Origin of the sequence: Aeromonas sp. FDAARGOS 1418 (assembly GCF_019048585.1) — a bacterium.
In the GTDB taxonomy this organism is placed as follows: domain Bacteria; phylum Pseudomonadota; class Gammaproteobacteria; order Enterobacterales; family Aeromonadaceae; genus Aeromonas; species Aeromonas caviae.
Genome location: NZ_CP077387.1, coordinates 3,392,077 through 3,416,637, shown reverse-complemented (window position 1 = coordinate 3,416,637; position 24,561 = coordinate 3,392,077). Strand labels below are relative to the sequence as shown.

At 64.5% G+C, this 24,561-nt stretch carries 21 protein-coding genes; 10 read left to right on the top strand and 11 right to left on the bottom strand.

The genetic code is table 11. From position 1 onward, the window contains the following. Window positions 1–30 precede the first annotated feature (30 nt). Window positions 31–969, bottom strand: coding sequence for an iron-siderophore ABC transporter substrate-binding protein (locus I6L48_RS15880; protein WP_042879381.1), 939 nt, complete (start codon window positions 967–969; stop codon window positions 31–33). A gap of 185 nt (window positions 970–1,154) precedes the next feature. On the opposite strand from I6L48_RS15880, the gene I6L48_RS15875 reads away from it, so the two are divergent. Then, window positions 1,155–1,886, top strand: coding sequence for a 4'-phosphopantetheinyl transferase (locus tag I6L48_RS15875; RefSeq protein WP_042879379.1), 732 nt, complete (start codon window positions 1,155–1,157; stop codon window positions 1,884–1,886). A 90-nt stretch (window positions 1,887–1,976) separates the two neighbouring features. Here the strand turns inward: I6L48_RS15875 and I6L48_RS15870 are convergent, their stop codons facing one another. The 5 genes from I6L48_RS15870 to I6L48_RS15850 all read right to left on the bottom strand — a co-directional run bounded on the left by I6L48_RS15870 (window position 1,977) and on the right by I6L48_RS15850 (window position 8,265). Next, window positions 1,977–2,795 (bottom strand): amonabactin ABC transporter ATP-binding protein, encoded by an 819-nt coding sequence (locus I6L48_RS15870; protein WP_039038896.1) that lies wholly within the window; start codon window positions 2,793–2,795, stop codon window positions 1,977–1,979. Window positions 2,796–2,838: 43 nt separating this feature from the next. Continuing rightward, on the bottom strand, window positions 2,839–3,888 hold the full coding sequence (locus I6L48_RS15865) for an amonabactin ABC transporter permease subunit 1 (RefSeq protein ID WP_042879377.1): 1,050 nt from the start codon (window positions 3,886–3,888) through the stop codon (window positions 2,839–2,841). A gap of 12 nt (window positions 3,889–3,900) precedes the next feature. Next, window positions 3,901–4,917, bottom strand: a complete 1,017-nt coding sequence (locus I6L48_RS15860; protein ID WP_010674444.1) for an amonabactin ABC transporter permease subunit 2 — start codon at window positions 4,915–4,917, stop codon at window positions 3,901–3,903. A gap of 78 nt (window positions 4,918–4,995) precedes the next feature. Then, a complete protein-coding gene (locus I6L48_RS15855) occupies window positions 4,996–6,969 on the bottom strand; it encodes a siderophore amonabactin TonB-dependent receptor (RefSeq protein ID WP_010674445.1) in 1,974 nt (657 codons plus the stop codon). A 60-nt stretch (window positions 6,970–7,029) separates the two neighbouring features. Next, window positions 7,030–8,265, bottom strand: a complete 1,236-nt coding sequence (locus tag I6L48_RS15850) for an MFS transporter (protein WP_042879372.1) — start codon at window positions 8,263–8,265, stop codon at window positions 7,030–7,032. Window positions 8,266–8,480: 215 nt separating this feature from the next. On the opposite strand from I6L48_RS15850, the gene I6L48_RS15845 reads away from it, so the two are divergent. After that, window positions 8,481–9,230 carry a hypothetical protein gene (locus I6L48_RS15845; RefSeq protein ID WP_041212937.1) on the top strand — a complete coding sequence of 250 codons (750 nt, stop codon included), beginning with the start codon at window positions 8,481–8,483 and terminating at the stop codon, window positions 9,228–9,230. Window positions 9,231–9,239: 9 nt separating this feature from the next. On the opposite strand, the gene I6L48_RS15840 is transcribed toward I6L48_RS15845, so the two are convergent. The 3 genes from I6L48_RS15840 to I6L48_RS15830 all read right to left on the bottom strand — a co-directional run bounded on the left by I6L48_RS15840 (window position 9,240) and on the right by I6L48_RS15830 (window position 12,851). Beyond that, window positions 9,240–9,701 (bottom strand): DUF2919 domain-containing protein, encoded by a 462-nt coding sequence (locus I6L48_RS15840; RefSeq protein ID WP_042879365.1) that lies wholly within the window; start codon window positions 9,699–9,701, stop codon window positions 9,240–9,242. 143 nt (window positions 9,702–9,844) lie between these two features. Continuing rightward, complete coding sequence (gene corA / locus I6L48_RS15835) at window positions 9,845–10,792, bottom strand: magnesium/cobalt transporter CorA (protein WP_005301617.1); 948 nt, start codon at window positions 10,790–10,792, stop codon at window positions 9,845–9,847. 415 nt (window positions 10,793–11,207) lie between these two features. Continuing rightward, on the bottom strand, window positions 11,208–12,851 hold the full coding sequence (locus tag I6L48_RS15830) for an electron transfer flavoprotein-ubiquinone oxidoreductase (RefSeq protein ID WP_042879364.1): 1,644 nt from the start codon (window positions 12,849–12,851) through the stop codon (window positions 11,208–11,210). 126 nt (window positions 12,852–12,977) lie between these two features. Between I6L48_RS15830 and I6L48_RS15825 the strand changes: the two genes are divergently transcribed. The 5 genes from I6L48_RS15825 (at window position 12,978) to aroG (ending at window position 18,778) form a co-directional block, all read left to right on the top strand. Continuing rightward, window positions 12,978–13,727, top strand: coding sequence for an electron transfer flavoprotein subunit beta/FixA family protein (locus tag I6L48_RS15825; RefSeq protein ID WP_162513478.1), 750 nt, complete (start codon window positions 12,978–12,980; stop codon window positions 13,725–13,727). Between the two features lie 103 nt (window positions 13,728–13,830). After that, window positions 13,831–14,760: an electron transfer flavoprotein subunit alpha/FixB family protein gene (locus I6L48_RS15820; RefSeq protein WP_180898544.1), complete on the top strand. Its 930-nt coding sequence runs from the start codon at window positions 13,831–13,833 to the stop codon at window positions 14,758–14,760. Window positions 14,761–14,984: 224 nt separating this feature from the next. Continuing rightward, complete coding sequence (gene serC, locus I6L48_RS15815) at window positions 14,985–16,073, top strand: 3-phosphoserine/phosphohydroxythreonine transaminase (RefSeq protein ID WP_010674452.1); 1,089 nt, start codon at window positions 14,985–14,987, stop codon at window positions 16,071–16,073. A gap of 170 nt (window positions 16,074–16,243) precedes the next feature. Next, window positions 16,244–17,524 (top strand): 3-phosphoshikimate 1-carboxyvinyltransferase, encoded by a 1,281-nt coding sequence (gene aroA, locus I6L48_RS15810; RefSeq protein WP_041212941.1) that lies wholly within the window; start codon window positions 16,244–16,246, stop codon window positions 17,522–17,524. Between the two features lie 198 nt (window positions 17,525–17,722). Beyond that, window positions 17,723–18,778, top strand: coding sequence for a 3-deoxy-7-phosphoheptulonate synthase AroG (gene aroG, locus I6L48_RS15805; RefSeq protein WP_042881834.1), 1,056 nt, complete (start codon window positions 17,723–17,725; stop codon window positions 18,776–18,778). 86 nt (window positions 18,779–18,864) lie between these two features. On the opposite strand, the gene I6L48_RS15800 is transcribed toward aroG, so the two are convergent. Next, window positions 18,865–19,587: a TerC family protein gene (locus I6L48_RS15800; RefSeq protein WP_010674455.1), complete on the bottom strand. Its 723-nt coding sequence runs from the start codon at window positions 19,585–19,587 to the stop codon at window positions 18,865–18,867. Window positions 19,588–19,704: 117 nt separating this feature from the next. Between I6L48_RS15800 and I6L48_RS15795 the strand changes: the two genes are divergently transcribed. From I6L48_RS15795 to I6L48_RS15785, 3 genes are all read left to right on the top strand, one after another. Next, window positions 19,705–20,820, top strand: coding sequence for an ATP-NAD kinase family protein (locus tag I6L48_RS15795; protein ID WP_042881832.1), 1,116 nt, complete (start codon window positions 19,705–19,707; stop codon window positions 20,818–20,820). A gap of 107 nt (window positions 20,821–20,927) precedes the next feature. After that, window positions 20,928–21,206 carry a YfcL family protein gene (locus I6L48_RS15790; protein WP_042881830.1) on the top strand — a complete coding sequence of 93 codons (279 nt, stop codon included), beginning with the start codon at window positions 20,928–20,930 and terminating at the stop codon, window positions 21,204–21,206. 99 nt (window positions 21,207–21,305) lie between these two features. Continuing rightward, a complete protein-coding gene (locus I6L48_RS15785; protein WP_042881828.1) occupies window positions 21,306–22,970 on the top strand; it encodes an AMP-binding protein in 1,665 nt (554 codons plus the stop codon). A 621-nt stretch (window positions 22,971–23,591) separates the two neighbouring features. Here the strand turns inward: I6L48_RS15785 and cdd are convergent. Beyond that, entirely contained in the window at window positions 23,592–24,473 is an 882-nt protein-coding gene (gene cdd, locus I6L48_RS15780; RefSeq protein ID WP_216987438.1) for a cytidine deaminase, read from the bottom strand. Window positions 24,474–24,561 lie beyond the last annotated feature (88 nt).

The window sequence follows — 24,561 nt, the reverse complement described above, 5'->3', positions numbered from 1 at the left end:
CGGGCTTCTTGTTGGCCGTAAACCGAGGGATTAGTGAGCGATGGGGGCGGCATCCGCCTTGGTGAGCAGGCGCTCGACGTCGTCGATCACCTTGAGGGCCGCCTGGGGGCCGCCGGTGGAGGTCCAGAGTGACCCGTCCACGGCGCCGAAGCGCTTGCCCTTGATGGCGCCGAGCTGCTGGAAGGCCGGGGTCTGCTCGGCCTGCTTCATGGCATCCACCGCATCCCCGCTGGTGCTGAGGGTGCCGATCACCAGCCAGTCACCGTCCAGCAGGTTGAGGGATTCGAGGCTCAGGGCCGGGGAGTGGGGGCTCTTGTCGCCAATCTGGTGGGACGGTCGGGTGAGCCCCATCTCGGTGACCACGCTGCTGGCAAAGGTGCCGCCGTGCATGTAGCTCGGCCCCTTGGGGTTCCAGCGCACTATGCTCATCTGTTCCCCCTGATGCTGGGCGAGCTTGCTGCGGGCCTCTGCCAGGCGGGCCTCATACCGGGTGAGGAACGCCTTGGCCTCGGCCCCCCGGTTCATCGCGTCGGCACTGCGGCCGAACACGGTTTTCCAGGGCTCGCCCCAGTTGCCGGTGACGACGGTAGGAGCGATCTCCTTGAGCAGGGCCAGGAGCTCGGGCTTGGTCTGGCCGGTGAGGATAAGGTCCGGCTCCAGATCGATGAGGGTCTCCAGATTGGGGTTGTCCAGATCCCCGACCACGGCGATCTCCTTGCCCGCCTTGTCCAGCAGATAGCGGGGCAGGGTGGACTGGCCGCGCCCATTGACGGTGCCTACCGGCTGCACCCCCAGAGTCAGGGCGCTGTCGAGATCGAGTTCGCTCAACACGACGACTCGCCGGGGCGCATCGGGGACGCTCTGGGGCTGGCCGTTGGCATCGATGACCTGGCGGCTGCCCGCCTGGGCCTGGAAGCCCGTCAGGCTGGCCAGCATGAGCAAGGTGGCCAGCGGGGAGAAGATCTTCATGGTGACATCCTTATGGGTGAAATCGGTGGGCCAGAGTCTGTGGAAAGTGCCTGAGAGCCGCCCGGCCAGCCCCGAATGGGCGGGGACATGCTACCACAAAGCAAGTGAGAAGCGTTGTCATTTGTATTTGTGGCATGACCTCGGCTTGCTTTGGTACCATCGCAGGCCCCTGTCAGGAGCCTTGCATGTTGCCTCGTTGTCCCTCACTCGATGGATCCTTTGTCCGTCAATTCGATGCCTTGTACCTGCCGGGCCTGGAGACGTTGCCTCTTCATCGGGTCAGTTTTGATCCCGCCGCCTTCTCGCCGGAGTGCTTTGGGGCACAGGGCATCATCCTGCCTGCTTCATTGCAGGGGGCTGCCCCCAGGCGCCTCGGGGAGTTTCTGGCAGGGCGTCTCGCAGCCCGTGAGGCCCTGCGTCCCTTCGGTCTTGCAGGATGCAGCGTGGCCATCGGAGCGGCCCGGGAGCCGCTCTGGCCTGAAGGGGTGGAGGGGAGCATCAGCCACAGCCGGCTGGCGGGAGAGGGGGTGGCCCTGTGTGCGGTGCGTCCGGGCCAGGAGGGAATCGGGCTGGATCTGGAGGCCTGGCTCGATGGCGACCAAGGGGCGAAGCTATGGCCCGGCATCATGGATGGGGAGGAGTGGGGACGGCTGGAGGCGGGGGGTCACGACGCCCAGCTGAGCCTGGCAGAGGGCGTGACCCTGGTGTTTTCCGCCAAGGAGAGCCTCTTCAAGGGGCTCTATCCCCGGGTGGGGCGCTACTTTGACTTTCTCGATGCCCGCTGGCTCGCCATGACGGCGCAGACTCTCACCCTGGAGCTCAAATGCCCGCTGACACCGACCCTGCCAGCCGGCTGGCGCGCCACCCTGCACTGGCAAGCCCTGCCGGGGGGCGTGCTCACCGTCTTGCTGCTGTGAGCACGATGCCAGCGCCCGGATAACGCCAACGCAAAGCCCAGAGAAAGAAACCGCCATCAGGCGGTTTCTTTCTCTGGCACAGGGTATGGCTCAGGCCGACACGCCATGGTCGGCGCGCAGGCGAGGCGCTTCGTCAGCGCGTCGGCGGGGCACGATGACAGGGGCCCCGTCGCCGGGGGCGTGCAGTATGTCCACATCGGTCTGGTAGAGGCGATCGATGAGGGGCTTGGTCACCACCTCCCGGGCCGGGCCCATGGCCTGGATGGCGCCATCCCCCAGGGCAATCAGCTCGTCGCAGTAGCGGGCGGCGGTGGCGAGATCGTGGATGACGATAAGCACCGTCTTGCCCTCGGCGGCGACCCGATGGATGGCCTCCATCACCTCGGTCTGGTGGCCGATGTCCAGCGCGCTGGTGGGCTCGTCCAGCAAGATGATGTCCGCATCCTGGGCCAGCACCATGGCGAGCCACACCCGCTGGGCCTGACCGCCGGACAGCGAACTGGCGCTCTGGTGCCAGATGGCATCAAGCTGCATCCGCTCCCGGGCCCAGTCCACCATGCGGGCATCTTCCTCGCTCCACTGATTGAACCAGCCCTGATGGGGATGGCGGCCATATTGCACCAGCTGCTCCACCAGGATACCGGGGGGGACCAGGGGGCGTTGGGGCAGATAGGCGAGTTCCCGAGCCAGGGCTTTGGCGCCATAGGCACCGAGTGGCTTCTCCTTGAGCAGGATCTCCCCGGACCGGGGCTGCTCCTGTCCCGCAAGGAGCTTGAGCAGCGTGGATTTGCCGCCGCCGTTGGGGCCGACGATCCCCACCAGCTTGCCCCGGGGGAGGGAGAAGGAGATCTCCTTGAAGATGGTCTTTTGCGGGTAGCCGAACTGGAGTCGGTTCACGGTGAGCGTCATCGGGCGGCCCTCGGTCTGTATTGAAAATGGATGAATGCCATGGTCAGTCGGCCTTCTGGCGATCTTTGAGCAGGATGAAGAGCAGCAGCAGGCCGCCGAGAATGCGGGTCATGATGCCGGTGGCCACTTCGTGGGGGCTGGCCAGCACCCGCACCAGGGTGTCGCTGGCGAGCAGCATCAGGGCGCCGCACAGGGCGGCAATCCAGAGCGGCACGATGTGATCCCGGCTGAGCCAGGAGGCAAGGATGGGGGCCGCCATGGCGATGAAAACCACGGGGCCGCCGATGGCGGTGCCAAGGGCTGCGACTATGATGGCCTGGGCCAGCACCCCGAGCTGCACCCGGTTCACGTTGACCCCGAGAGTTCGGGCGGTGACCGGTCCCAGGCGCAGCACGCCAAGGGAGCGGGAGAGACAGACGGTCCAGGGACAGATGAGCAGGAGCAGCAGGCTTACCGGCAGCAAGGTGCCATAGCCCTGACCGACGAAGTTGCCCATGTTCCACAGATAGAGGCTGGTGAGGTGCACCAGGGACTGGGTGGACATGACGAACTGGCCGAGGGCGTTCATCAGCTCCGAGACACCGATGCCGATCACCACGAACAGGTAGCCCTGTTCCCCCGGCTTGTTGCACAGGGCATAGAGCGCGGCGGCGGCAAACAGGGCGCCGAAGGGGGCGGCCCACCAGGGCCAGGTGCCCAGGGTCAGATAGAGGGAGAAGATGATGATGGCAAGGGATGCCCCCTCGTTGACCCCGATCATGTCCGGGGTGGCGAGGCGGTTTCGCACCAGGGTCTGCACCAGGCAGCCCGAGAGTCCCATGGCGGCGCCGGCCACCAGCACCGCCAACAGGCGCGGCAGTCGGATCTTGAAGACGGTCACCTGATCGAGTCGACTTCCCTCCCCGAGCAGGGTCTGGATCACCCCCATCATGGTGATCTTGCCGGACCCCAGGGTGAGGGCCAGCAGGGAGAGCAGGGTGAGGGCGACCAGGAGCCCCAGGGTGATGAGCCAGGCGCGGCGGTGCAGCAACAGGGTGCGGCTGCCAAGGCGAAGGCAGAGGGTGCCGCTCGGGAGTGAGAGAGAGTTCTTCATGGGCGTGGCACCTTATTTGACGGCCAGCAGGGAGCGGAAGCCGCCGCTGCGCACCACCAGGATGAGCACGGGCGCCCCGATGAGCGCCAGAATGACGCCGTTGGGCAGCTCGTAGGGCTGGATAAGCCAGCGGGCCAGCACATCGGCACCGAGCAGAAAGAGCACCCCGAACAGGGCGGAGAAGCGCACCTGGATGGCGAGGCGAACCGGCTCCACCAGGCGGGCGCAGTAGGCGGCGAGGAAGCCGACAAAGCCGATGGGACCGGCGATGGCGATGGCGCAGGCGGTGAAGAGCGTTGCGGCCAAGAGCACGCCGATCCGCACCCGGGTGGGGCGGATGCCGAGGGCCCTGGACTGGTGATCCCCCATCTGCATCAGGGTGAGAGGGCGACAGAGCGCCAGGGTCAGCAGCAGGGCGGCCAGGGCGAAGGGGACCACGGTGAGTACCGCTTCCAGACTGGAGGCGGCAAGGGACCCTAAGTTCCAGAAGCGGAACTGCTCCAGCACCACCCGGTTGGAGAGCAACAGGAAGTTGGAAAGACCGCCGAAGGTGGCGGAGAGGGCGACCCCCACCAGGATGAGCTTGAGGGGGTTGGAGCGCCCCACCATGAGGCCGAGGCCCAGCACGATGAGGTTGCCGAGCAGGGCCCCCATGCCGGACCAGAGCAGATACCCGTAGGCGGATTCGACGCCAAACCAGGTGAGGCCGATCACCAGAGCAAAGACGGCGCCAGCATTGACCCCGAGCAGGCCGGGTTCGGCCAGAGGGTTGCGGGTGGCACTTTGCAGCATGGAGGCCGCCAGGGAGAGTGATGCCCCCACCACCAGGGCTGCCAGGGTACGGGGCAGGCGCAGGGTATGGACTATCATGGCGAGCTTTTCATCGGCCACGAAGGCGGGATCGCCCATCAGGAAACCGGCGACCTCGCGGCCACCATAGACACCGGCCCCGGTGGCCAGTGACAGACAAATCAGCAGGAAGAGGAGCAGCACGCCGAGCCAGAACAGCCGAGCTTGGTATCTGAGCACTCAATGACTCCTTGAATTCGGGGAGGCAGAAACGCAAAAAGGGAGCCCCGCGACCGGGGCTCCCGCATACAGGATGGATTACAGCTTGTAATCGACCCCTGCGTAGACGGTACGACCTTCCAGGATGAAGTCGGCGTCGGTCGCCACCTCGTCACGCTGGGTATTGGTGAGGTTGGTGATGCCGAGTTTGAAGTCCAGGGCCGGCGTGACGGTCCACTTGGTGTTCACGTCCAGGGTCTGGTAGTGCTTGGAGGTGAATGCCTGGGCGTTGCGAGCCGGCACCTTGATCACCTGGCTGCCGACATACTGCCAGGCCAGGTTGGCGCTGACCACGTCGCTCGCCTTCCAGTCCAGGCCGATGTTGCCGGTGTGATCCGGGGTCTTGGCCAGATCGTCACCCGTGCTCTTGTCTTCGGAGTCCAGCAGGGTCAGGTTGCCGGTCAGCTGCACGTTGTCCAGCACGTCGAACCAGCCGGTCAGCTCCAGCCCCTTGATGCGGGCCTTCTTGACGTTGAGGTAGGTCATGACGGTCGGACGGTAGCCCGGGCCCCACTGATCGCTCTGGATCAGATCCTCGATCTCGTTGTGGAAGCCGGTCACCCCTGCGCCGAAGCGATCGGCGTTGTAGGCGGTGCCAAGCTCGTAGCTGACGGAGGTTTCCGGCTTCAGATCCGGGTTGCCTATCACCTTGCAGGCGCCGCGGCAGGCGGTGGTGGCGAACCCTTCGCTGGACTGGGCCAGGGTCGGGGCCTTGAACGCCTTGCCGGCGCCGCCCTTGATCACCCACTCGTCACTCAGGGAGTAGAGGGCGTAGGCACGGGGGCTGAACTCGTTGCCATAGGTCTCGTGGTGATCCAGACGGCCGGAGAGCGTCAGGGCCAGATCCCCAAAGCCGAACTCGTCTTGCAGGTAGAGAGCGCTCTGGCTCGCATCCACGCTGCCGTTCTGGATGCTGCGGCTGTGCTCCAGCTCGGTCTTGCGGAACTCTGCACCTGAGGTCAGCAGGTGATCCCCGAGGTAGCCGCTCAACTGGCCATCCACCGTGTTGTTGGTCTGGGTGATGTCGGCGGCACCACCGTTGAGCTGGGAGTCATCCATCAGATCGGTCTGCTCGAAGTAGTAACGAGCGCGGCTGTCGAAGTGTTCCCAACGGCCGTTGTGGGTCAGCCCCAGGCTCAGGCGATCGAGTTTCTGCACGTTGTGGGGGGTGGCCGGTGCGGTCGGGGCACGGGGCACGTTGTTGAAGTAGCTGTCCATGTCGTTCTGGTTGTAACCCAGATCGAAGTCGATGTCCTGGTTGTCGGCCACCAGCCACTTCAGGCTGGAGAGCACGTTGACCACTTCCCGTTTCTCCAGGGCGTCGGCATCCGGGTTGTTGGACTGCTCGCTCTTCCAGCGATCCCGCTGATAGCCCTCCACCACCACGCTGCCCAGCAGCTTGTTGTCGATCAGGGCGCCGGAGACGAAGGCGCTACCCTGGTTGGCATCCCCGCCATCCCCCTTGGTGGGCATGGTGTGGGTGTAGCCGACGGCCGCTTCGGTGTTCTCCTTGGCCTGGCGCAGGATCACGTTGACCACGCCGCCGAGGGCATCGGCCCCGTACAGGGAGGAGACGGGACCGCGGATCACTTCGATGCGCTCGATGGCGGCCATGGGGATGGAGCTTAAGTCGAAGTCGTTGCCAAAGGAGCTGCCCAGGGTCTCGCGGGCGTTGACCCGCTTGCCGTTGACCAGCAGCAGGGTGTAGTCACCGCCCATGCCGCGGATCTTGATCTCGTTGCGACCCGTGGGGTTGGTGCCGATGATGTTGACACCGGGCACGTGCTTGAGGGCATCGCCGATGTTGTTGACGTTCATCTTGTCCAGATCGGCGCGGGTGACCACGGAGACGCTGGCCGGGGCGGTCAGCTCGGTGTGCTTGGTCTGGGTGGCGGTGACCACCACCGTCTCGTTGGCCTTGACGGACTCGGCCTGGGCCAGGCCCGGTACGGCCAGCAGACCAAGGGAGAGCAGAATGGGGTTCAGTTTAAAGAGGCCGTGCTGCAACTGCATTGTCAAAAACTCCATGGATATAACTGAGGTTATGGGGTCCGGATTCTTCTGATCCGGTGCTCACTGACTTCCTTGTCTGGCGGTGCCAGAGGCAGGATTATTGTTATCTCTTGTGCGCTTCAGGCCCCGGATGAGGAACCAGACACCGGCGCAGGCCACCAGGGTGCACGCAATGTTGATCCAGGCCAGGGTGGGGAAACCGTGCAGGGCGCCCCCCTCGTCGGAGACCAGATATCTGGCGGAGAGCAGACTGCCTAGGCCCGCCGCCACATTGGTGACCGAGCCCTGGAAAGACATGAAGGCGGCGCGCTGATGGGGGGCCGGAATGGCCGCCGTGACCGCGAGGGTGGTGCTGGCACGGGCGGAGCTCAGGGCCATGAAGAGGGTGAACAGCAGATAGAGAGGCAGGCCTGCCGGCAAGGCAAAGCCCACCAGGGTGATCAGGGCCAGGGCCAGGCTGGTGAGCAGGATGGCGCCCTGGGCGCGGCCCTGATCGATCCAGCCGCCGCACAGGCGCATGGTGGCCATGCTGGCAAGGCCGCCGCACAGATAGAGGCTGGCGATCTGCTCGCGCGGGAAACCCAGGTTGAACTGGAAGTAGTTGGCAAAGTGCGGAATGAGCAGGAAGTGGCCGAACATCTGCAGGCAGAGGATAAAGAGGGCTCCCTGGCAGAGCGGTGACCCCAGCAACTGGCGTATCCCCTGGCCTGCCGAGGCCCGGTTGACCGGCAGGGACGGCAGCCAGATCGCACACAGCAGGGCCAGCAGCAGGCCGCCAGCACCAAACAAGAGGAAGGGGCTCTGCCAGCCAGACCACTGGGCCAGCACGAGGGCCGCGGGCACGATCAGAATGGCGGCCAGGGAAAACGCCATGCCCACGTAGGCGAGACGGCGGCCCCGCTCGGCGGGCGGTACCAGATCCAGCACCGCCGCCATCAGGATGGCCCCCAGGGGGCCGGCCACGCAGCCGGACAGGATAAAGATCAGCAGCAGGGTCTGGCTATCCTCGGCCAGGGCGCAAGCCATCAAGAGCAGGAAGCGCAGGAGCAGCAGCACCAGCAGGGCGGGTTTGCGGTTGACCCGATCGAGCCAGGGGGCGGCCAGGAGGCCCAGCAGGGCGGCTCCCAGGGTGGCGCCGCCGCTGAAGTAACCTGTCTGCTCCGGCAGCATCCCCAGACGGGTTACCAGTTCCGGGCCAAGGGGCATCACCATCATCATGCAGCCCATGGAGAGCATGTTGATGAGCAGCGCCAGGTGGATGGCGGCAGGGGTGGATGCGACGGATTCTGGCTTCATCAGAGGCTGACTCGAAAAAATGAGTCCGAATTGTATCCGAGGGTTTTTGTTGTGACAACAAATGATAACCATTTTTATTTGTATTGATTGGTATCTTAACGAGTCTTTATCAGGTGCCTCTGTGTGGGGTTGCATACCAGGCCCGTTGCAATCGGGGCGCCATGGACCATGATGGCAGGAAGCGAGAGGGTGGCGGTGAACGCCGGGAGGAGAAGATGCGCGCTGGATCAGGGTATTGGGGGCTGGGGTGCTGCCTGTTGCTGGCATTGCCCTTGAGGGCCGAAGTGAAGGTCATACCGGTATTCGAGGCGGATGCCGCGGTGCAGACGCTCAAGGAGATCTACCCGGATCTCGGGGTGAGCGCCATGGGCAACCAGCTGGTACTGAGCGGAACCCCCGCCCAGTTGCAGGAGGCCGAGCGTACCCTGGCGCAAGTGAACCAGCCGCCACAAAGCCTGCTCATCGAGTGGCGGGTGGATGGCGCCTCCAGCAGTCAGCAGGCCGGAGTGGGGCTGGGCCTGGATGCCAAACGGCAGTGGCTGCTGGAGGGGGATGCCCGGCACTATGAACGCAGCCAGAGTGACAACTGGCAGGTGCGTGGCCTCTCCGGGCGGCCCGTGTTGTTGCAGATGGGGTCCTATCAGCCGGTCACCTTTTACCAGTGGCAAGGGGGAAGGGTGGTGGGCATGATGCCGCTGATGAACGGTCTCTACGCCACCGCGACCCTGATAGGGGACAGGGTGCAGGTGGCCCTCAGCAGTGAACAGGCAAGAGTGGAGCGAGGCAACATACACACCGGCCAGAGTGCCACCGAGGTGAGCGGCGCCCCGGGCCAGTGGCTGACGGTGGGGGAGCTTTCCACAACCCAAGGCAGCCGGGAGGCCGCGATCGCCAATCCATCAGGCATGGGCGGAGCCAGCGGCAGCGAACGCCAGACTCTGCAGATCCGGGTCACGCGCCAGTGAACCAGCCTGTCAGTGGGGCTGATCCTGGGCGTAATCCCGCAACTGGCGGCTTCTCAGCAGATACCAGAGCGCCCAGAGGCTGGCGATGAGCACCAGGGCGGTGGGCCAGTTGAACGACCACTGCTGCAGATTGAGGCTGTGCAGTTGCATCAGCAGGCCACTGACGGCAGAGCAGAGCAGCAGCAAGGGGCTGTGGCGTCTGAGCCAGGCTCTGGCACTGTGAGTCTGGCGATGGGTGCCGCCGCAGGCGAGCAGCGCCAGCATGGCGGGCACGTCCGTCAGCAGGCTGACATAGAGGGTGAGCTTGTCCGGGTAGAAGAGGGTCAGGATGGCGCTGCCACTCTCCCGGGTGACCCCCGCCATCAGAAACAGCCAGACCGAGCGGGTCAGCAAGAGGGCGATGGGCCAGAACCAGAGCGGGGGGCGCAACTGGCCGTGATCGTCGTAACGGTGTTCGGGGTAGAGGGTCATGGTGGCCCGGTATCCATTCATGCAGTGCGAGTGATGAAGGGGATATGGGGCACAGGGCAGGCCATTGCAAGGCCGGCAACGGCCGGGAATTAATCGGGGGCCAGGCCCCCCAATCCGCAGTCTTTAGTTGCCGGGTTCCGGCGTCACAGCCAGCCTTTTCGCTTGAAGAAGAGACCGGTGCCCAGCGATGACATCACCATCAGCACCAGGGAGAGGGGATAGCCGTATTCCCAGGCGAGCTCCGGCATGCGGCCGAAGTTCATGCCGTAGATGCTGGCGATAAGCGTCGGCGGCAGGAAGATGACCGCGGCTACCGAGAAGATCTTGATCACCTTGTTCTGCTCCAGGTTGGTCACCCCCATGGAGGCCTCCAGCTGGAAGTTGATCTTGTCGAACAGGAACTGGGTATGGGGCAGCAGGGACTCCACGTCGTGCAGCATCTCGTCGATCCACTTGTTCTGCTCCCCCGTCATGCGCTGGCGCAGACTGCGTTTGAGGAAGCGCAGGGCGCGGCGGGTATCGTGCAGGGAGAGACGGATCTGGCCGTTGGCCTCTTCCTGGGCCATCAGCTCCTTGAGCATGGGGTTGATCTGGTCCGGCTCGAAGATCTGATCGGCGGTGTTCTCCAGGGTCTTGTAGCCATCCTCGATGAGATCCGAGAGATACTCCACCTTGAGGTTTTGCACCTCCAGCAGGATGTCGAGGGCATCTTCGACCTCCAGCCTGTCCTGACGCATGTAGTGGCGCAGCAGACGCACCAGGCCGATGTCGTCCTCGCGGATGCTGATCAGCAGGTTGTTGCGCAGGGTAAAAGAGACGTGCACACCCTTGGTGTCGCGACCGATGCGCTGGGGAAACAGGGAGTGGATGTGCAGACCGTCGGTGTCCCAGTAGAAGCGGGCGGATGCCTCGATGTCATCGAGCTCCTCCTTGTCCGGCACCTCCTCCAGGAACAGGCCCGTCAACCATTCTCGCTCCGCTGTGTCCGGCTTGTAGGCATCCAGCCAGACGGTGTTGTCGGGAACGATGTCATCCGGCCCGAGCGTGACTATGTCCAGCACCTTGTTGTTGAGAATGTAGGCGGTGATCATCTGTCCCCCCTTAAGAAGTCATGGGTAATCAGGGATGGTTGCACAGGTTCATGCGGCCTTAGATCGCACGGAAAGCGATCCCATGAAATAGCATAACGAGGCCGATGGACAACCTGAATGCGGCGAACTATACAGGGGCGGGACCCGCTTGTCAGGGCCTATTCATCAGGGGTTCAGCCTGTTCGCTCAAAAAAACGGCGAGGTCGGATCAGCCGTGGCGACCCCGATGCGGGCGATCCCGGCGTCGCCTTCTTTGTTCGCCCTGGTGTGGGGGAGGGCCCGGGCTCACCGGCGGGAATGGCGGGTTGCTGGTCGCCCTGCGACAGCCCCCGGCCAAGCGCAGGAAACGGTCTCCGGGCGGTGTTCCGGGGCTGCGTCTCCTTGTTATCTGCTCTGGTGTGCGTGGGCAAGCCTGTTACAGATTGGGGTAGTTGGGGCCCGAGCCGCCCTGGGGCGGCGTCCAGACGATATTCTGGCTGGGATCCTTGATGTCGCAGGTTTTGCAGTGAATGCAGTTGGCGGCGTTGATCTGCAGCCTTGGCCGGGTATCCCCATCCAGGATCTCGAACACCCCCGCCGGGCAGTAGCGCTGGGCGGGTTCGGCCCAGGTGGGCAGGTTGACCTCGACCGGAATGCGCGCGTCCTGAAGGGTCAGGTGACAGGGTTGATCCTCGTCGTGGCTGGTGCTGGCCAGATAGACGGAGGAGAGCTTGTCGAAGCTGAGCTTGCCGTCGGGTTTGGGGTAGTCGATGGGCTGGCAACGGCTGGCCAGGCGCAGCTGGCGGTAATCCGGCTCCTTGTCCAGCAGAGTAAAAGGAGAAGTCAGGGCAAAGAGTCGCTGCTCCAGCCAGTTGAAGGCGCCGCCGAGCCAGGGGCCGAAGCGGTGCAGGGCGGCCCCAACGTTGCGGGCCCTCTTCAGTTCCCGGGTCAGCCAGCTTTGCTGCAGCGCGTCCTGAAACTCGGCCAGATCCCGTCCCCCTTCATCCCCTCCTCGTAGTGCCATGGCGACCGTCGCGGCCGCCACCATGCCGGACTTCATGGCGGTGTGGATCCCCTTGATGCGGGAGAAGTCCAGGGTGCCCGCGTCACAGCCGATGAGCAGGCCGCCGGGAAAGTGCATGCGCGGCAATGAGTGCCAGCCCCCCTTGGTAATGGCCCGCGCGCCGTAGCTGATGCGCTCGCCCCCCTGCAACGTTGCCGCGATGAGGGGGTGGTGCTTGAGACGCTGGAATTCGTCAAAGGGGCTGAGCCAGGGATTCTGGTAGTTGAGATCGACGATAAGGCCGACCGCCACCTGATCCTGGGCCAGATGATAGAGATAAAAGCCCCCCTGACTCTTGTTGCCCTTTCCCTCACCAAGGGGCCAGCCGCTGCCATGGAGTACCCGCCCAGGATGGGATTGTCCCGCAGGCACCTGCCACACCTCCTTGAAGCCGATGGCGTAATGCTGCGGCTGGGCGCTATTTTCCAGATGGAATCGGGCGATCAGCTGTTTGCCGAGGTGGCCGCGCGCCCCTTCGGCAAACAGGGTATAGCGGCCATACAGGGCCATGCCGGGCACGTGATCCGGCTTGGGGTTGCCCTCCTTGTCGAGACCAAGATCGCCGGTCACCACCCCGCGTACCCGGCCCTCCTCCACGATGAGGGTGCTCGCCGCAAAGCCCGGGTAGATCTCGACACCGAGGGCCTCGGCCTGCTTGCCGAGCCAGCGGCAGAGGGTGCCGAGGCTGATGATGTGGCTGCCGTCGTTGTGCATGCGGGGTGGCACCGCCCAGTGGGGCAGTTGCAGGGAGCGGCTGTCGCTTTGCAGCAGATGGACCTGATCATCCGTCACCGGCACGCCGAGGGGGGCCTCCTGCCAGCTCTCTGGCAGCAGCTCCCTGAGGGCGACGGGATCGAGCAGGGCGCCGGAGATCAGGTGGGCGCCGATCTCGGCACCCTTCTCCAGCAGGCAGACCGAGAGGGCCGGGGCCTGCTGCTTCAATGCGATGGCGGCGCTCAGGCCTGCCGGGCCGCCACCGACGATGACGACATCAAATTCCATTGCTTCGCGTTCCATCTTGCCTCTGCGCTCGACTTGGCCTAGGGTAGTGCTGGTAGTTTACGTAAACGTAAACCACTTTGTCAGCAGAAAAGTGAGTGACGACAAGGTGGACCCACACAACAGGTATGAGGGATGACCGCCATGAAGCTGCTGGTCGCAGTCAAACGGGTCGTTGATTACAACGTCAGGATCCGGGTCAAGGGGGATGGCTCCGATGTGGAGCTCGCCAATGTGAAGATGGGCATCAACCCGTTTTGTGAAATCGCGGTGGAGGAGGGGGTCAGGCTGCGGGAAGCCGGCGTGGCATCCGAGCTGGTGGTGGTGACCTTCGGCCCCGAGGCGGCGGCCGAGCAGTTGCGCCATGCCCTGGCGCTGGGGGCGGATCGGGCGCTGCACTATGTTACCGGCGAGACCCTGACCCCGCTCACCGTGGCCCGGGCCCTGCAAACGGTGTGCGGGCAGGAGCAGCCCGATCTGGTGCTGCTCGGCAAACAGTCCATCGATTCCGACAACAATCAGGTAGGGCAGATGCTCGCCGCCCTCAATGACTGGCCGCTTGCCACTTTCGCCTCCGCCATCAGGCTGGTGGAGGGGGAATTGCAGGTAACCCGCGAGATAGACGGTGGCCTCGAGACCCTCGGCATGGCGCTGCCCGCCGTGGTGACCGTGGACTTGCGCCTCAACGAGCCGCGCTTCGCCTCCCTCCCCAACATCATGAAGGCCAAGCGCAAGCCGCTGGAGAGCCGGCCGTTCGCCGCCCTCGGGGTGGTGCCGGCCGGCCAGACACGGCAGCTCGGGGTGATGGCGCCGCCGGTGCGCAGCGCCGGCATCAGGGTGGGCTCGGTGGACGAGTTGCTGGACAAGCTCAAGCACGAAGCCCGGGTGCTCTGATGGGCAGGGGCATGAGAGGGATGCCTCCCGCAGGCGTGAGCGCCATGCATGGGGCAGCGGCCCAGGGGAGCAAGGGATCAATGGATGACATGAAGGTGCTGTCATGAGCGTACTTGTGATTGCGGAACATCATCAGGGGCGGATCGCCGACAACCTGGCCCAGCTGGTCACGGCGGCGGGGCGCCTGGGGGGCGAGGTGCACCTCTTGCTGCTGGGGCAGGGGCTGACGGAGGCGGGGGAGCAGGCCGCCGCCCTCACGGGGGTAAACCGGGTGCTGCTGGCAGAACATCCCATGCTGGCGGAGGGGCTCAACGACGGGGTCGACAGACTGCTCGCCGAGGTGGCCAGGGACTACCAGCACTGCCTGATGGCGGCCAGCAGCCAGGGCAAGGATCTGCTGCCGCGGGTGGCGGCCAGGCTCGGAGTGGAGATGATCGCCGAGGTGACCGGCATCGAGGGGCCCGACACTTTCCTGCGTCCCATCTATGCGGGCAACGCCATCGCCCGGGTGGCGAGCAGCGCCCCCGTCAAGGTGCTCACCGTGCGGCCCACCGCGTTCGCCAAGGCCGGGGCCGGGGAGGAGCGTGCCGCGATGGAATCGCTGCCGGTGGCTGAGGTGCGCTGCCGTACCCGGCTCATCGAGCGGCGTGCGGTGCGCTCCGCCAGACCCGAGCTCGGGGCGGCCCGGGTGGTGGTCTCCGGCGGGCGGGCGCTCGGCTCGAAAGAGCACTTTGCCCTCATCGACGCACTGGCGGACAAGCTGGGGGCTGCCGTCGGGGCATCGCGGGCCGCCGTGGATGCAGGTTATGTCTCCAACGACCTGCAGGTGGGGCAGACCGGCAAGGTGGTGGCCCCCGAGCTCTACATCGCGGTGGGCATCTCGGGCGCCATCCAGCATCTGGCGGGGATGAAGGAGTCCAAGGTGATCGTCGCCATCAACAAGGACGCCGAGGCCCCCATCTTCCAGGTGGCGGACTACGGTCTGGTGGGGGATCTCTTCACCCTGCTGCCGGAGCTCACCGCCAAGCTGTAAATTTGCCACAAAGGGGCGAAGAAAGCCGTCCGTGCTGTCTCGCCCCCGTTTCCATGCATATTCTCTGCAAGCCCCTGCCCGTTCAGGGCTTTTGTCTGATGGGTGCCCGGTGGCGCCGGGGCAAAAGGTTGCGCTGGATCCCAAAAAGCCTTTGCCCCCACGGGGGGCTGTCGTGTAAAAACGTTCGAGTCACCGATCACACACATCCATTCACGGAAAGCGTCATGAGCAAACAGATTTACAACTTCTGCGCCGGCCCCGCCATGTTGCCGGTTGAAGTCATGGAGCGCGCCCAGCGCGAATTTTGTAATTTCCAGGGGCTGGGAGCCTCGGTCATGGAGCTTTCCCATCGCGGCAAGCCCTATATGGCGGTCGCCGAGAAGGCCGAAGCGGACCTGCGCGACCTGCTGGCGGTGCCGGACAACTACAAGGTGCTCTTCATGCACGGCGGTGGCCGCGGCCAGTTCTCCGCCGTGCCCATGAACCTGCTGGGTGGCGCCAACAAGAAGGCAGATTACCTAGTGACCGGCGTCTGGGCCCAGAGCGCCGTGGATGAAGCCCAGAAATACGGTGACATCCAGACCTTCCAGGGGGTAGCCAAGAACGAGCAGGGGGTCTCCCACCTGCTGCCGACGCCGGCGTTTCGCGCCGATGCCGCCTATGTACACTACTGCCCGAACGAAACCATCGATGGCATCGAGATGTTCGACATCCCGGCCACCGGCGATGTGCCCCTGGTGGCGGATCTCTCCTCCACCATCCTCTCCCGTCCCCTCGACGTGAGCCGCTTCGGCATCCTCTACGCCGGTGCCCAGAAGAACATAGGCCCCTCTGGTCTGGCCATCGCCATCGTGCGCGATGACCTGCTGAACCAGGCCCGCGCCGATGTGCCGTCCATCTTCGACTACCAGCTCACCGCCAAGAACGACTCCATGTTCAACACGCCCCCCACCTACGCCTGGTACCTGGCCGGTCTGGTGTTCGAGTGGCTCAAGGAGCAGGGTGGCCTGGCGGCGATGGAAGCACGCAACAAGGAGAAGGCTGACTTCCTCTACGGCTACCTCGATCAGTCGAGCTTCTATGGCAACAAGGTGGATGTGGCCTGCCGCTCCCGCATGAACGTGCCCTTCCAGCTGAAAAACGAGGCCCTGGACAAGCTGTTCCTGGCGGAGTCGGAAGCGGCCGGTCTGCTGGCCCTCAAGGGACACCGCATCGTCGGTGGCATGCGCGCCAGCCTCTACAACGCCATGCCCCTGGAAGGGGTCAAGGCCCTGGTCAGCTTTATGGATGACTTTGCCAAACGCCACGGTTGAGGCGTGTCTCCCCATTGCCAGACGCCGGGGACTCCCCGGCGTCTGTTTTTCAGACCCATCCTGACCCAGGCTACCCTCTCCCGCGGTCGTGCCACTGTCGAACTTGCCGCGGGGGACGCGGGCTGTTAACGTCCGGTCAGGTGATTTAATTGAGATCGAACAGGAAGTCTATGAATTCGTTGCGTTTGGAACCCATTTCTAGCGTGGCCGGGGTGGTCAATCTGCCCGGCTCCAAGAGTGTCTCTAACCGGGCCCTGCTGCTGGCGGCCCTGGCCCGGGGCACCACCCGGCTGACCAACCTGCTCGACAGCGATGACATCCGCCACATGCTGGCGGCGCTGACCCAGCTCGGCGTCAAGTACAAGCTCTCCGCCGACAAGACCGAGTGTACCGTGCACGGTCTGGGTCGCAGCTTCGCGGTCTCGGCGCCGGTCAACCTGTTCCTCGGCAATGCCGGTACTGCCATGCGCCCTCTGTGCGCCGCCCTGTGCCTGGGCTCCGGCGAGTACACCCTGGGCGGCGAGCCGCGCATGGAAGAGCGCCCCATCGGCCACCTGGTGGATGCCCTGCGCGAAGCGGGTGCCCACATCCAGTACCTGAAGAAGGATGGCTATCCGCCCCTGGTGGTCGATGCCAAGGGGCTCTGGGGTGGCGATGTCCACATCGACGGCTCCGTCTCCAGCCAGTTCCTGACGGCGTTCTTGATGGCGGCCCCCATGGCGGCCGGCGACACCCGCATCCACATCAAGGGCGAGCTGGTCTCCAAGCCCTACATCGACATCACCCTGCACATCATGAAGCAGTTCGGGGTGGTCATCGAGCACGACGACTACAAGGTGTTCTACATCAAGGGCAACCAGACCTATGTCAGCCCAGGCGACTTCCTGGTGGAAGGGGATGCCTCCAGCGCCTCCTACTTCCTCGCGGCGGGCGCCATCAAGGGCAAGGTGCGGGTTACCGGCATCGGCAAGCACAGCATCCAGGGGGACATCCACTTCGCCGACGTACTGGAGAAGATGGGGGCTCGCATCACCTGGGGCGATGACTTCATCGAGGCCGAGCAGGGGCCGTTGCACGGCATCGACATGGACATGAACCACATCCCGGATGCGGCCATGACCATCGCCACCACGGCGCTGTTTGCCGAGGGCACCACCACCATCCGCAACATCTACAACTGGCGGGTGAAGGAGACCGACCGCCTGCACGCCATGGCGACCGAGCTGCGCAAGCTGGGCGTGGAAGTGGAGGAGGGGCACGACTTCATCACCGTGATCCCGCCCGCACAGCTGACCCACGCGGCCATCGACACCTACAACGATCACCGCATCGCCATGTGCTTCTCCCTGGTGGCGCTCTCCGATACGCCGGTCACCATCAATGATCCGGGTTGCACCTCCAAGACCTTCCCGGACTACTTCGACAAGCTGGCCAGCGTCAGTCAGGCCTGAGCCCTTTCGGCCCGCTTCGTGCGGGCCTTTTCATCTCTGCCCCCCCGCTTTTTTCATGCCTCCTAGCAGCATTATGCAAACTTGCAAGGTGCGATAATAAAATTCCTTGTCGAAGAATGTAATTTTCTATTTACACCGACCCGGCACAGGGCTAGATTGAGATCTCTTTATCGCAGTCATCTAGCAGGAAACTTGGTCATGCAGCATCAAACCGACGACGTTCGTATCAGTGAAATCAAAGAGTTATTGCCCCCGGTTGCGGTGCTTGAGAAGTTTCCGGCGACCGACACCGCCTCGGCCACCGTGTTTGAATCCCGTCAGGCCATCCACAACATCCTGGCCGGCGACGATGATCGCCTGCTGGTGGTGATCGGCCCCTGCTCCATCCACGATCCGGTCGCCGCCCTGGAATACGGCAAACGCCTCAAGGTGCTGCGCGACGAGCTGAAAGATCAGCTGGAGATCGTGATGCGGGTCTACTTCGAAAAACCCCGTACCACAGTGGGCTGGAAGGGGCTGATCAATGACCCCTACCTCGACAACAGCTGCCAGATCAACGACGGCCTGCGCCTGGGTCGCAAGCTCTTGCTGGATCTCAACGACATGGGGCTGCCGACCGCCTCCGAGTTCCTCGACATGATCACCCCGCAATATGTGGCGGATCTGATGAGCTGGGGTGCCATCGGCGCCCGTACCACCGAATCCCAGGTACACCGCGAGCTGGCCTCCGGTCTCTCCTGCCCGGTGGGCTTCAAGAACGGCACCGACGGCACTATCAAGGTGGCCATCGACGCCATCGGCGCCGCCAGCGCCCCGCATCACTTCCTGTCGGTGACCAAGTACGGCCACTCCGCCATCGTCTCGACCGCTGGCAACCCGGACTGTCACATCATCCTGCGCGGTGGCCGCGAGCCCAACTACAGCGTCCGTCACGTGGATGAGGTGGTGAGTGGTCTGGACAAGGCCGGTCTGCCCCAGAAAGTGATGATCGACTTCAGCCACGCCAACAGCAGCAAGCAGTTCAAGAACCAGATGCTGGTGGCCGAGGACGTGGCCGGTCAGCTGCGTGCCGGCAGCAAGGCGGTGTTCGGCGTCATGGTGGAGAGTCACCTGGTGGAAGGGCGTCAGGATCTGGTGGACGGGTGCGAGCTCACCTTCGGCCAGAGCATCACCGACGCCTGCATCGGCTGGGCCGATACCGAGGTGCTGCTGCGCAACCTGGCGGACGCCGTGGCCGCTCGCAACGCCCTCTGAGCCCAAGGCGCCCCGTTGGCGGGGCAATAAAAAAGCGCGACCCTGGGTCGCGCTTTTTGTTTGGCCATCTCTCGGCAGGTCGCGGTTTACTTGGCCCGCTCCTGGTGGCCGCGCAGGCGGATGTTGATCATCTCCACCACCAGCGAGAAGGCCATGGCGAAGTAGATGTAACCCTTGGGAATGTGCAGATCCAGCCCTTCGGCCATCAGCGCCACCCCGACCAGAATAAGGAAGGAGAGGGCCAGCATCTTGATGGTGGGGTGGGTATCGACGAAGTCGCCGATGGCCTTGGCGGCAAACATCATGACGCCGACGGCGATGATGATGGCCAGCACCATGACAGGGACATGATCCGCCATGCCCACGGCGGTGATGACGGAGTCCAGGCTGAAGATGATGTCGAGGATGGCGATCTGCACCAGGGTGGACAGGAAGCCCGCGGTCTTGCTCACCACACCCGCCTCTTCGGCGGCCCCTTCCAGGCTCTGGTGGATCTCGTGGGTGCTCTTGGCGATGAGGAACAGACCTCCCACCAGCAGGATGAGATCCCGTCCCGAGATGGCTTCCCCCAGCACGGTGAAGAGGGGCTCGGTGAGGCGCATCACCCAGGCCAGGGAGAGCAGCAGCAGGATGCGGGTGCCCATGGCGAGCCCCAGCCCCAGGATGCGCGCTTTCTGGCGCTGGGCTTCCGGCAGGCGACCCACCAGGATGGAGATGAAAATGATGTTGTCGATGCCGAGCACGATCTCGAGCAGGGTCAGGGTGGCGAGCGCGACCCAGGCGGAGGGGTCCGCAATCCATTCCAGCATGATGGAACCTTGGTTGAACAGTGATTGAGGTAGAAGTCGCGCATTTTAGCAGGGGGTCATGGCTTGTCCCAGTGGCGGGAAAAGATAAAAATGGCAGCCGTTCAACGGGAGGGAAACATGTTTCGATTAGGGCTCATCATCAACCCCGTCGCCGGCATCGGCGGGGCCGTCGGTCTCAAGGGCAGTGACGGCATGGTCGCCGAGGCGCTGGCGCGCGGGGCCGTCCCCAAGGCCCGGGAGCGGGCCCGCCAGGCCCTGTTGCCCCTGTGCGAGCTGACCACGTCATTCGAGCTGCTGACGGTGGCCGAAGAGATGGGGGCCGACCTCGCCGCCGAGCTGGGGCTGCCCCATCGCATCGTCCATCGGCCTGCCGGGGCGCAGACGAGCGCCGAGGACACCCGGGCGGCCGCCCTGGCCCTGCGCGATGCCGGGGTGGATCTGCTGCTCTTCGCCGGTGGCGATGGCACCGCCCGTGACATCTGCGCGGCGGTGGGGGAGTCCTGCCATGTGCTCGGCATCCCGGCGGGGTGCAAAATCCACTCCGGGGTCTACGGGGTGACGCCGGCGGCGAGTGGCCGGGTGGCGGCCAGAATGATCGCAGGGGAGCTCCTGAGCCTGGTGGATGCGGAGGTGATGGACATCGACGAGGAGGCGTTTCGCGCCGGCAAGGTGCGCGCCCGCCATTACGGCCAGTTGCTGGTGCCCGGGGATCTGCGCTACGTGCAGGCGGTCAAGCAGGGGGGGCGGGAGTCCGAGGAGCTGGTGCTCGCTGATCTTGCCGCCGGTGTGGTGGAGCAGATGGAGCCCGATACCCTCTACCTGATGGGGTCGGGGAGCACGGTGGCCGCCTGCATGGGGGAGCTGGGTCTGGAAAATACCTTGCTCGGTGTGGATCTGGTGGAAAATGGCCGGCTTATCGGGCAGGATCTGTCCGCCGCCGAGATCCTGACCCGGATCCGCGGCCGTCGCTGCCGTCTGATCATCACCCTGATCGGCGGTCAGGGACATCTGTTCGGGCGCGGAAATCAGCAATTGAGTCCAGACGTGATCCGGGCCGTCGGGCGCGAGCATATCCAGGTGCTCGCCACCAAAGCCAAGCTGGCGGCGCTAGAAGGCCGTCCGCTGCTGGTGGACACCGACGATCCGGCACTGAACCGGTCGTTGAGTGGTTATCTGCGCATAACCACGGGATACAAGGATCAGGTCATCTACCCGGTGGCCAACCCGGAATAGGACATCAAGGATGCGGCTGGCCTGGCGCCAGAGAGCCGCGATCGACCGGATCGCGGTTCCACTCCCCGAATTTTTTGCCGGCAACCCCGGAAATGAGGCTGCGTTAAATGACGATTCACGATTTTGAATACAAGTTGTTGGGACTGATCGACGCCATGGTCGCCACGGCCAGCGAAGACGAGCTGTTTGCGGGTGGCTATCTGCGAGGGCACATCTCCCTTGCGGTGGCGCGCGCCGAGCTGGAGGGCAAGACCCTGGTGCGGGACGTCAAGAGCTATGTGCTGCGCAGCCTGAACGAGGCCATCTTGCAAGGTGAGCTCTCCGAGCAGGACGAGGTGCTGGTGCAGGAGATGTGGAAGCGTCTGCAGGCCCAGGCGGAAGCTTGATCCCATTCGCAGTTCAAACACAAGTTTAAGTAATCTGCTTCCCTGAGTGTTATCAAAAGGTTAATAATGAGGCTCGCCTATTGTTTCAGGGATTAAACCATGGCCTCCACCTCACGCATTGCCACCAGACTGCCGCTCGAGATGCTCTATCACTGGGAGCGGCAGTGTCCCGACCGAATCTATCTGCGTCAGACCATCCACCGCGAATACGTCGATTTCACCTGGGGTGAGGTCGCCGACGAGGCGCGGCGCATGGTGACGGCACTGCGCGCCCTGGGCCTAGTGCCCGGTGACAAGGTGGCGTTGCTCTCCAAGAACTGCGCCCAGTGGTTCATCGCCGATCTGGCGATGCAGATGGGGGGATACGTGAGCGTGCCCATCTACCCCACCGCCAACGTCGACACCATCGAATACGTGCTGCGCCACAGCGAAACCAGGGCGATCTTCGTCGGCAAGCTGGACGACTGGAAGATCCAGGAGGCGGGGGTGCCCGGGGATCTGCTGCGTATCGCCCTGCCTTACGACACCATGCCGGCCGCCCACCAGTGGGACGATCTGCTGGCGCAATACGACCCCATCCCGGACAGCCCGGTGCAGGCGCCGGATGCCCTGCTGAGCCTGGTCTACACCTCCGGCAGTACCGGCAAGCCCAAGGGGGCCATGCTGAGCGTGGAGCGCTACGCCTGGTCCTGCGAGAAGCTGGTGGAGGCGGTCTCCCTCACCGCCGAGGATCGCGGCTTCTCCTACCTGCCCCTTGCCCACATCACCGAGCGGGTCTACATCTACGGCGGCAGCCTGTTCAGCGGTGCCACCATCGCCTTCCCCGAATCCCTCGACACCTTCATCGAGGACGTCAAGCGCTGCCGTCCCACCGTCTTCATCTCGGTGCCGCGGCTCTGGGCCATGTTCCGCATCAAGATCCACGAGAAGCTGCCCCAGAAAAAGCTGGCGCTGCTGCTCAAGATCCCCCTCGTCTCCAGCCTCATCAAGAGCAAGCTGCAAAAGGGGCTGGGGCTGGATCAGGCGCGGGTGCTGGGCTGCGGCTCTGCGCCGGTGGCCCCGGCGCTGCTGGAGTGGTATCACAGCATCGGCATCCATATCACCGAGGCCTGGGGCATGACCGAGAACCACGCCTACTCCACCCTCAACTACCCGTTCCGGGCGGACAAGATAGGCACCGTCGGCAAGGCCGGGCCCGGGGTGACCATCAAGATCTCCGACGAGGGGGAGATCCTCTGTCGCTGCGACGGCATGATGGTGGGCTACTACAAGGATCCCGAGCACAGTGCAGAGGCCATCGACGCCGAGGGCTGGCTGCACACCGGTGACATGGGCAAGCTGGACCGGGAGGGTTACCTCACCATCACTGGCCGCATGAAGGACGTCTTCAAGACTGCCAAGGGCAAGTACGTGGCCCCGGTGCCCATCGAGGGGATGCTCGGGCAGGAGCCCATCATCGAGCAGCTCTGCGTCATCGGCTACGGCATGCCGCAGCCGGTCGCCCTGGTGCAGCTCGCCGAGAGAGCCATGAAGGGGGACAAGGCCGGGGTGGAGGCCCAGCTGGAGGCTGCCCTCAATCGGGTCAACGACAAGCTGGAATCCCATGCTCGCCTGCGGGGCATCCTGGTGGTCAAGAGCCCCTGGAACATCGAGAACGGGGTGCTGACCCCCACCATGAAGATCCGCCGCCACCTGCTGGAACAAAAATACGCGGACATCGGCGAGCGCTGGTCCGGCAGCCAGCGCATCCTGTGGGAGTCCTGACAGGGGTCGGTGCCGCCATATGGGCCATATCAATGACAGTCGGGGGAGCCAGTGGCTCCCCCGCTGTATTTCAGGGGGAAGCAAGCCGACAGGGGGCTGGGGCATTGACCCCTTACCCGAGGTTTCCCGCCGCCATGCCGCCCCGCGTCGAGGGAACGGCAGGGAAAGGTATTTGCAAAATCCATGGAGAGGGGTGATCCCAGTGGCTGGGCGAATGCATCTTGGGGTCACACACGGGGCCGCCAGTGGCGGGGGCGGGGCATTGACCCCTTACCCGAGGTTTCCCGCCGCCGCCATACCGCCCCTCATCGAGGGAATCGGCCGGGAAAGGCATTTGCAAAATCCATGGAAAGGCGGGATCCCAGTGGCTTGGCAAATGCATCTTGGGGTCACACACGGGGGCCGCAAGGGGTGGGGCATTGGCCCCTTAACCTGGGCTTCCCGCCACCGCAGAGGAGGTCTGCCAATACGGTCATCGGAGGGAGACCGCCCTCACATGGGGCAGGGGGCATCTGATGCACGGCGCCAGAGGCGCAGAGAAAGGGGCTGAGGGGCAGGATGAGAGCCGCAGAGAGCAAGAAGGGGAGCCGCAGCTCCCCTTCCCGTTGGCGGATGCCGGGGTCAGACGGCTTTGTACTCAAGCTCGACTGAACCCAGCGCCTTCAGGGTGGACTGGGCGGAGTCCCGCTGGCTGATCTGGCCATCCTTGCTCTCCAGCAGCACGGCGCGGCGCACGGTGGCGAGATCCTCGCCACCCAGCACAGCGTGGGCGCAGGCCATCTGCATCGGCGGCAGGCTCGGGTTGAAGGCGGCGTTCTCGGCATAGCGGCCGCAGAAGATGCGCCCGTCCTCGAACTGCAGCGCCACCGCGGCATAGCCCTGGCTGTAGGGGGCATAGCTCTGGCGGGCGGCAGCGAGCGCAGCCTGCCACAGGGGGTCGTCGCTCTCGAGCACCAGCTCGTCGTGAGCCTGGGGGCTCATCAGGGCATCGGTGATCTCGAGATCGGCGGGGCCGAAGGAGTGGGGCAGGAAGGATTGCAGCTCGCTGAGATCGTCCGGCAGGGAGACCTTCAGGGTCTTGGCGGTGCTCAGCTCGTTCATGAACTGGCGGCAGTGGCCGCAGGGGGTGTAGTTCACGGTGATCTCGGAGATCCCGGTCTCGCCACCCAGCCAGGCGTTGGAGATGGCGGACTGCTCGGCATGGACCGAGTGGAACAGCCCCTGGCCCGCGAACTCCATGTTGGCGCCAAAGTACCAGGTGTCGCTCAGGCCGCAGGCGATGGCGCCGACGAAGAACCTGGAGATGGGGGCCACCGAGCAGGCGGCCGCCAGCGGCAGCAAGGCCAGACGCAGGGCCCTGTCATCCAGCCCGGTGGCGGCTTTCAGGGTCGCGACCTGGTCCGGGGTGAAACGGGCCTGGAAATCGTCCCCCAGCATGGGCAGCAGGGCGGCCTGGAGCGGGGCGGAAAGGGTCTCGAATGGCTTGGCAAAGCGGGGATGCATACTGTGTCCTCAAAGGCCAATTGGGGGGCCATTGTAGGGAGCAAGCGCGGCGAATTGTGTGAGCGCGCTCACGCCTTGATGGGCAAAG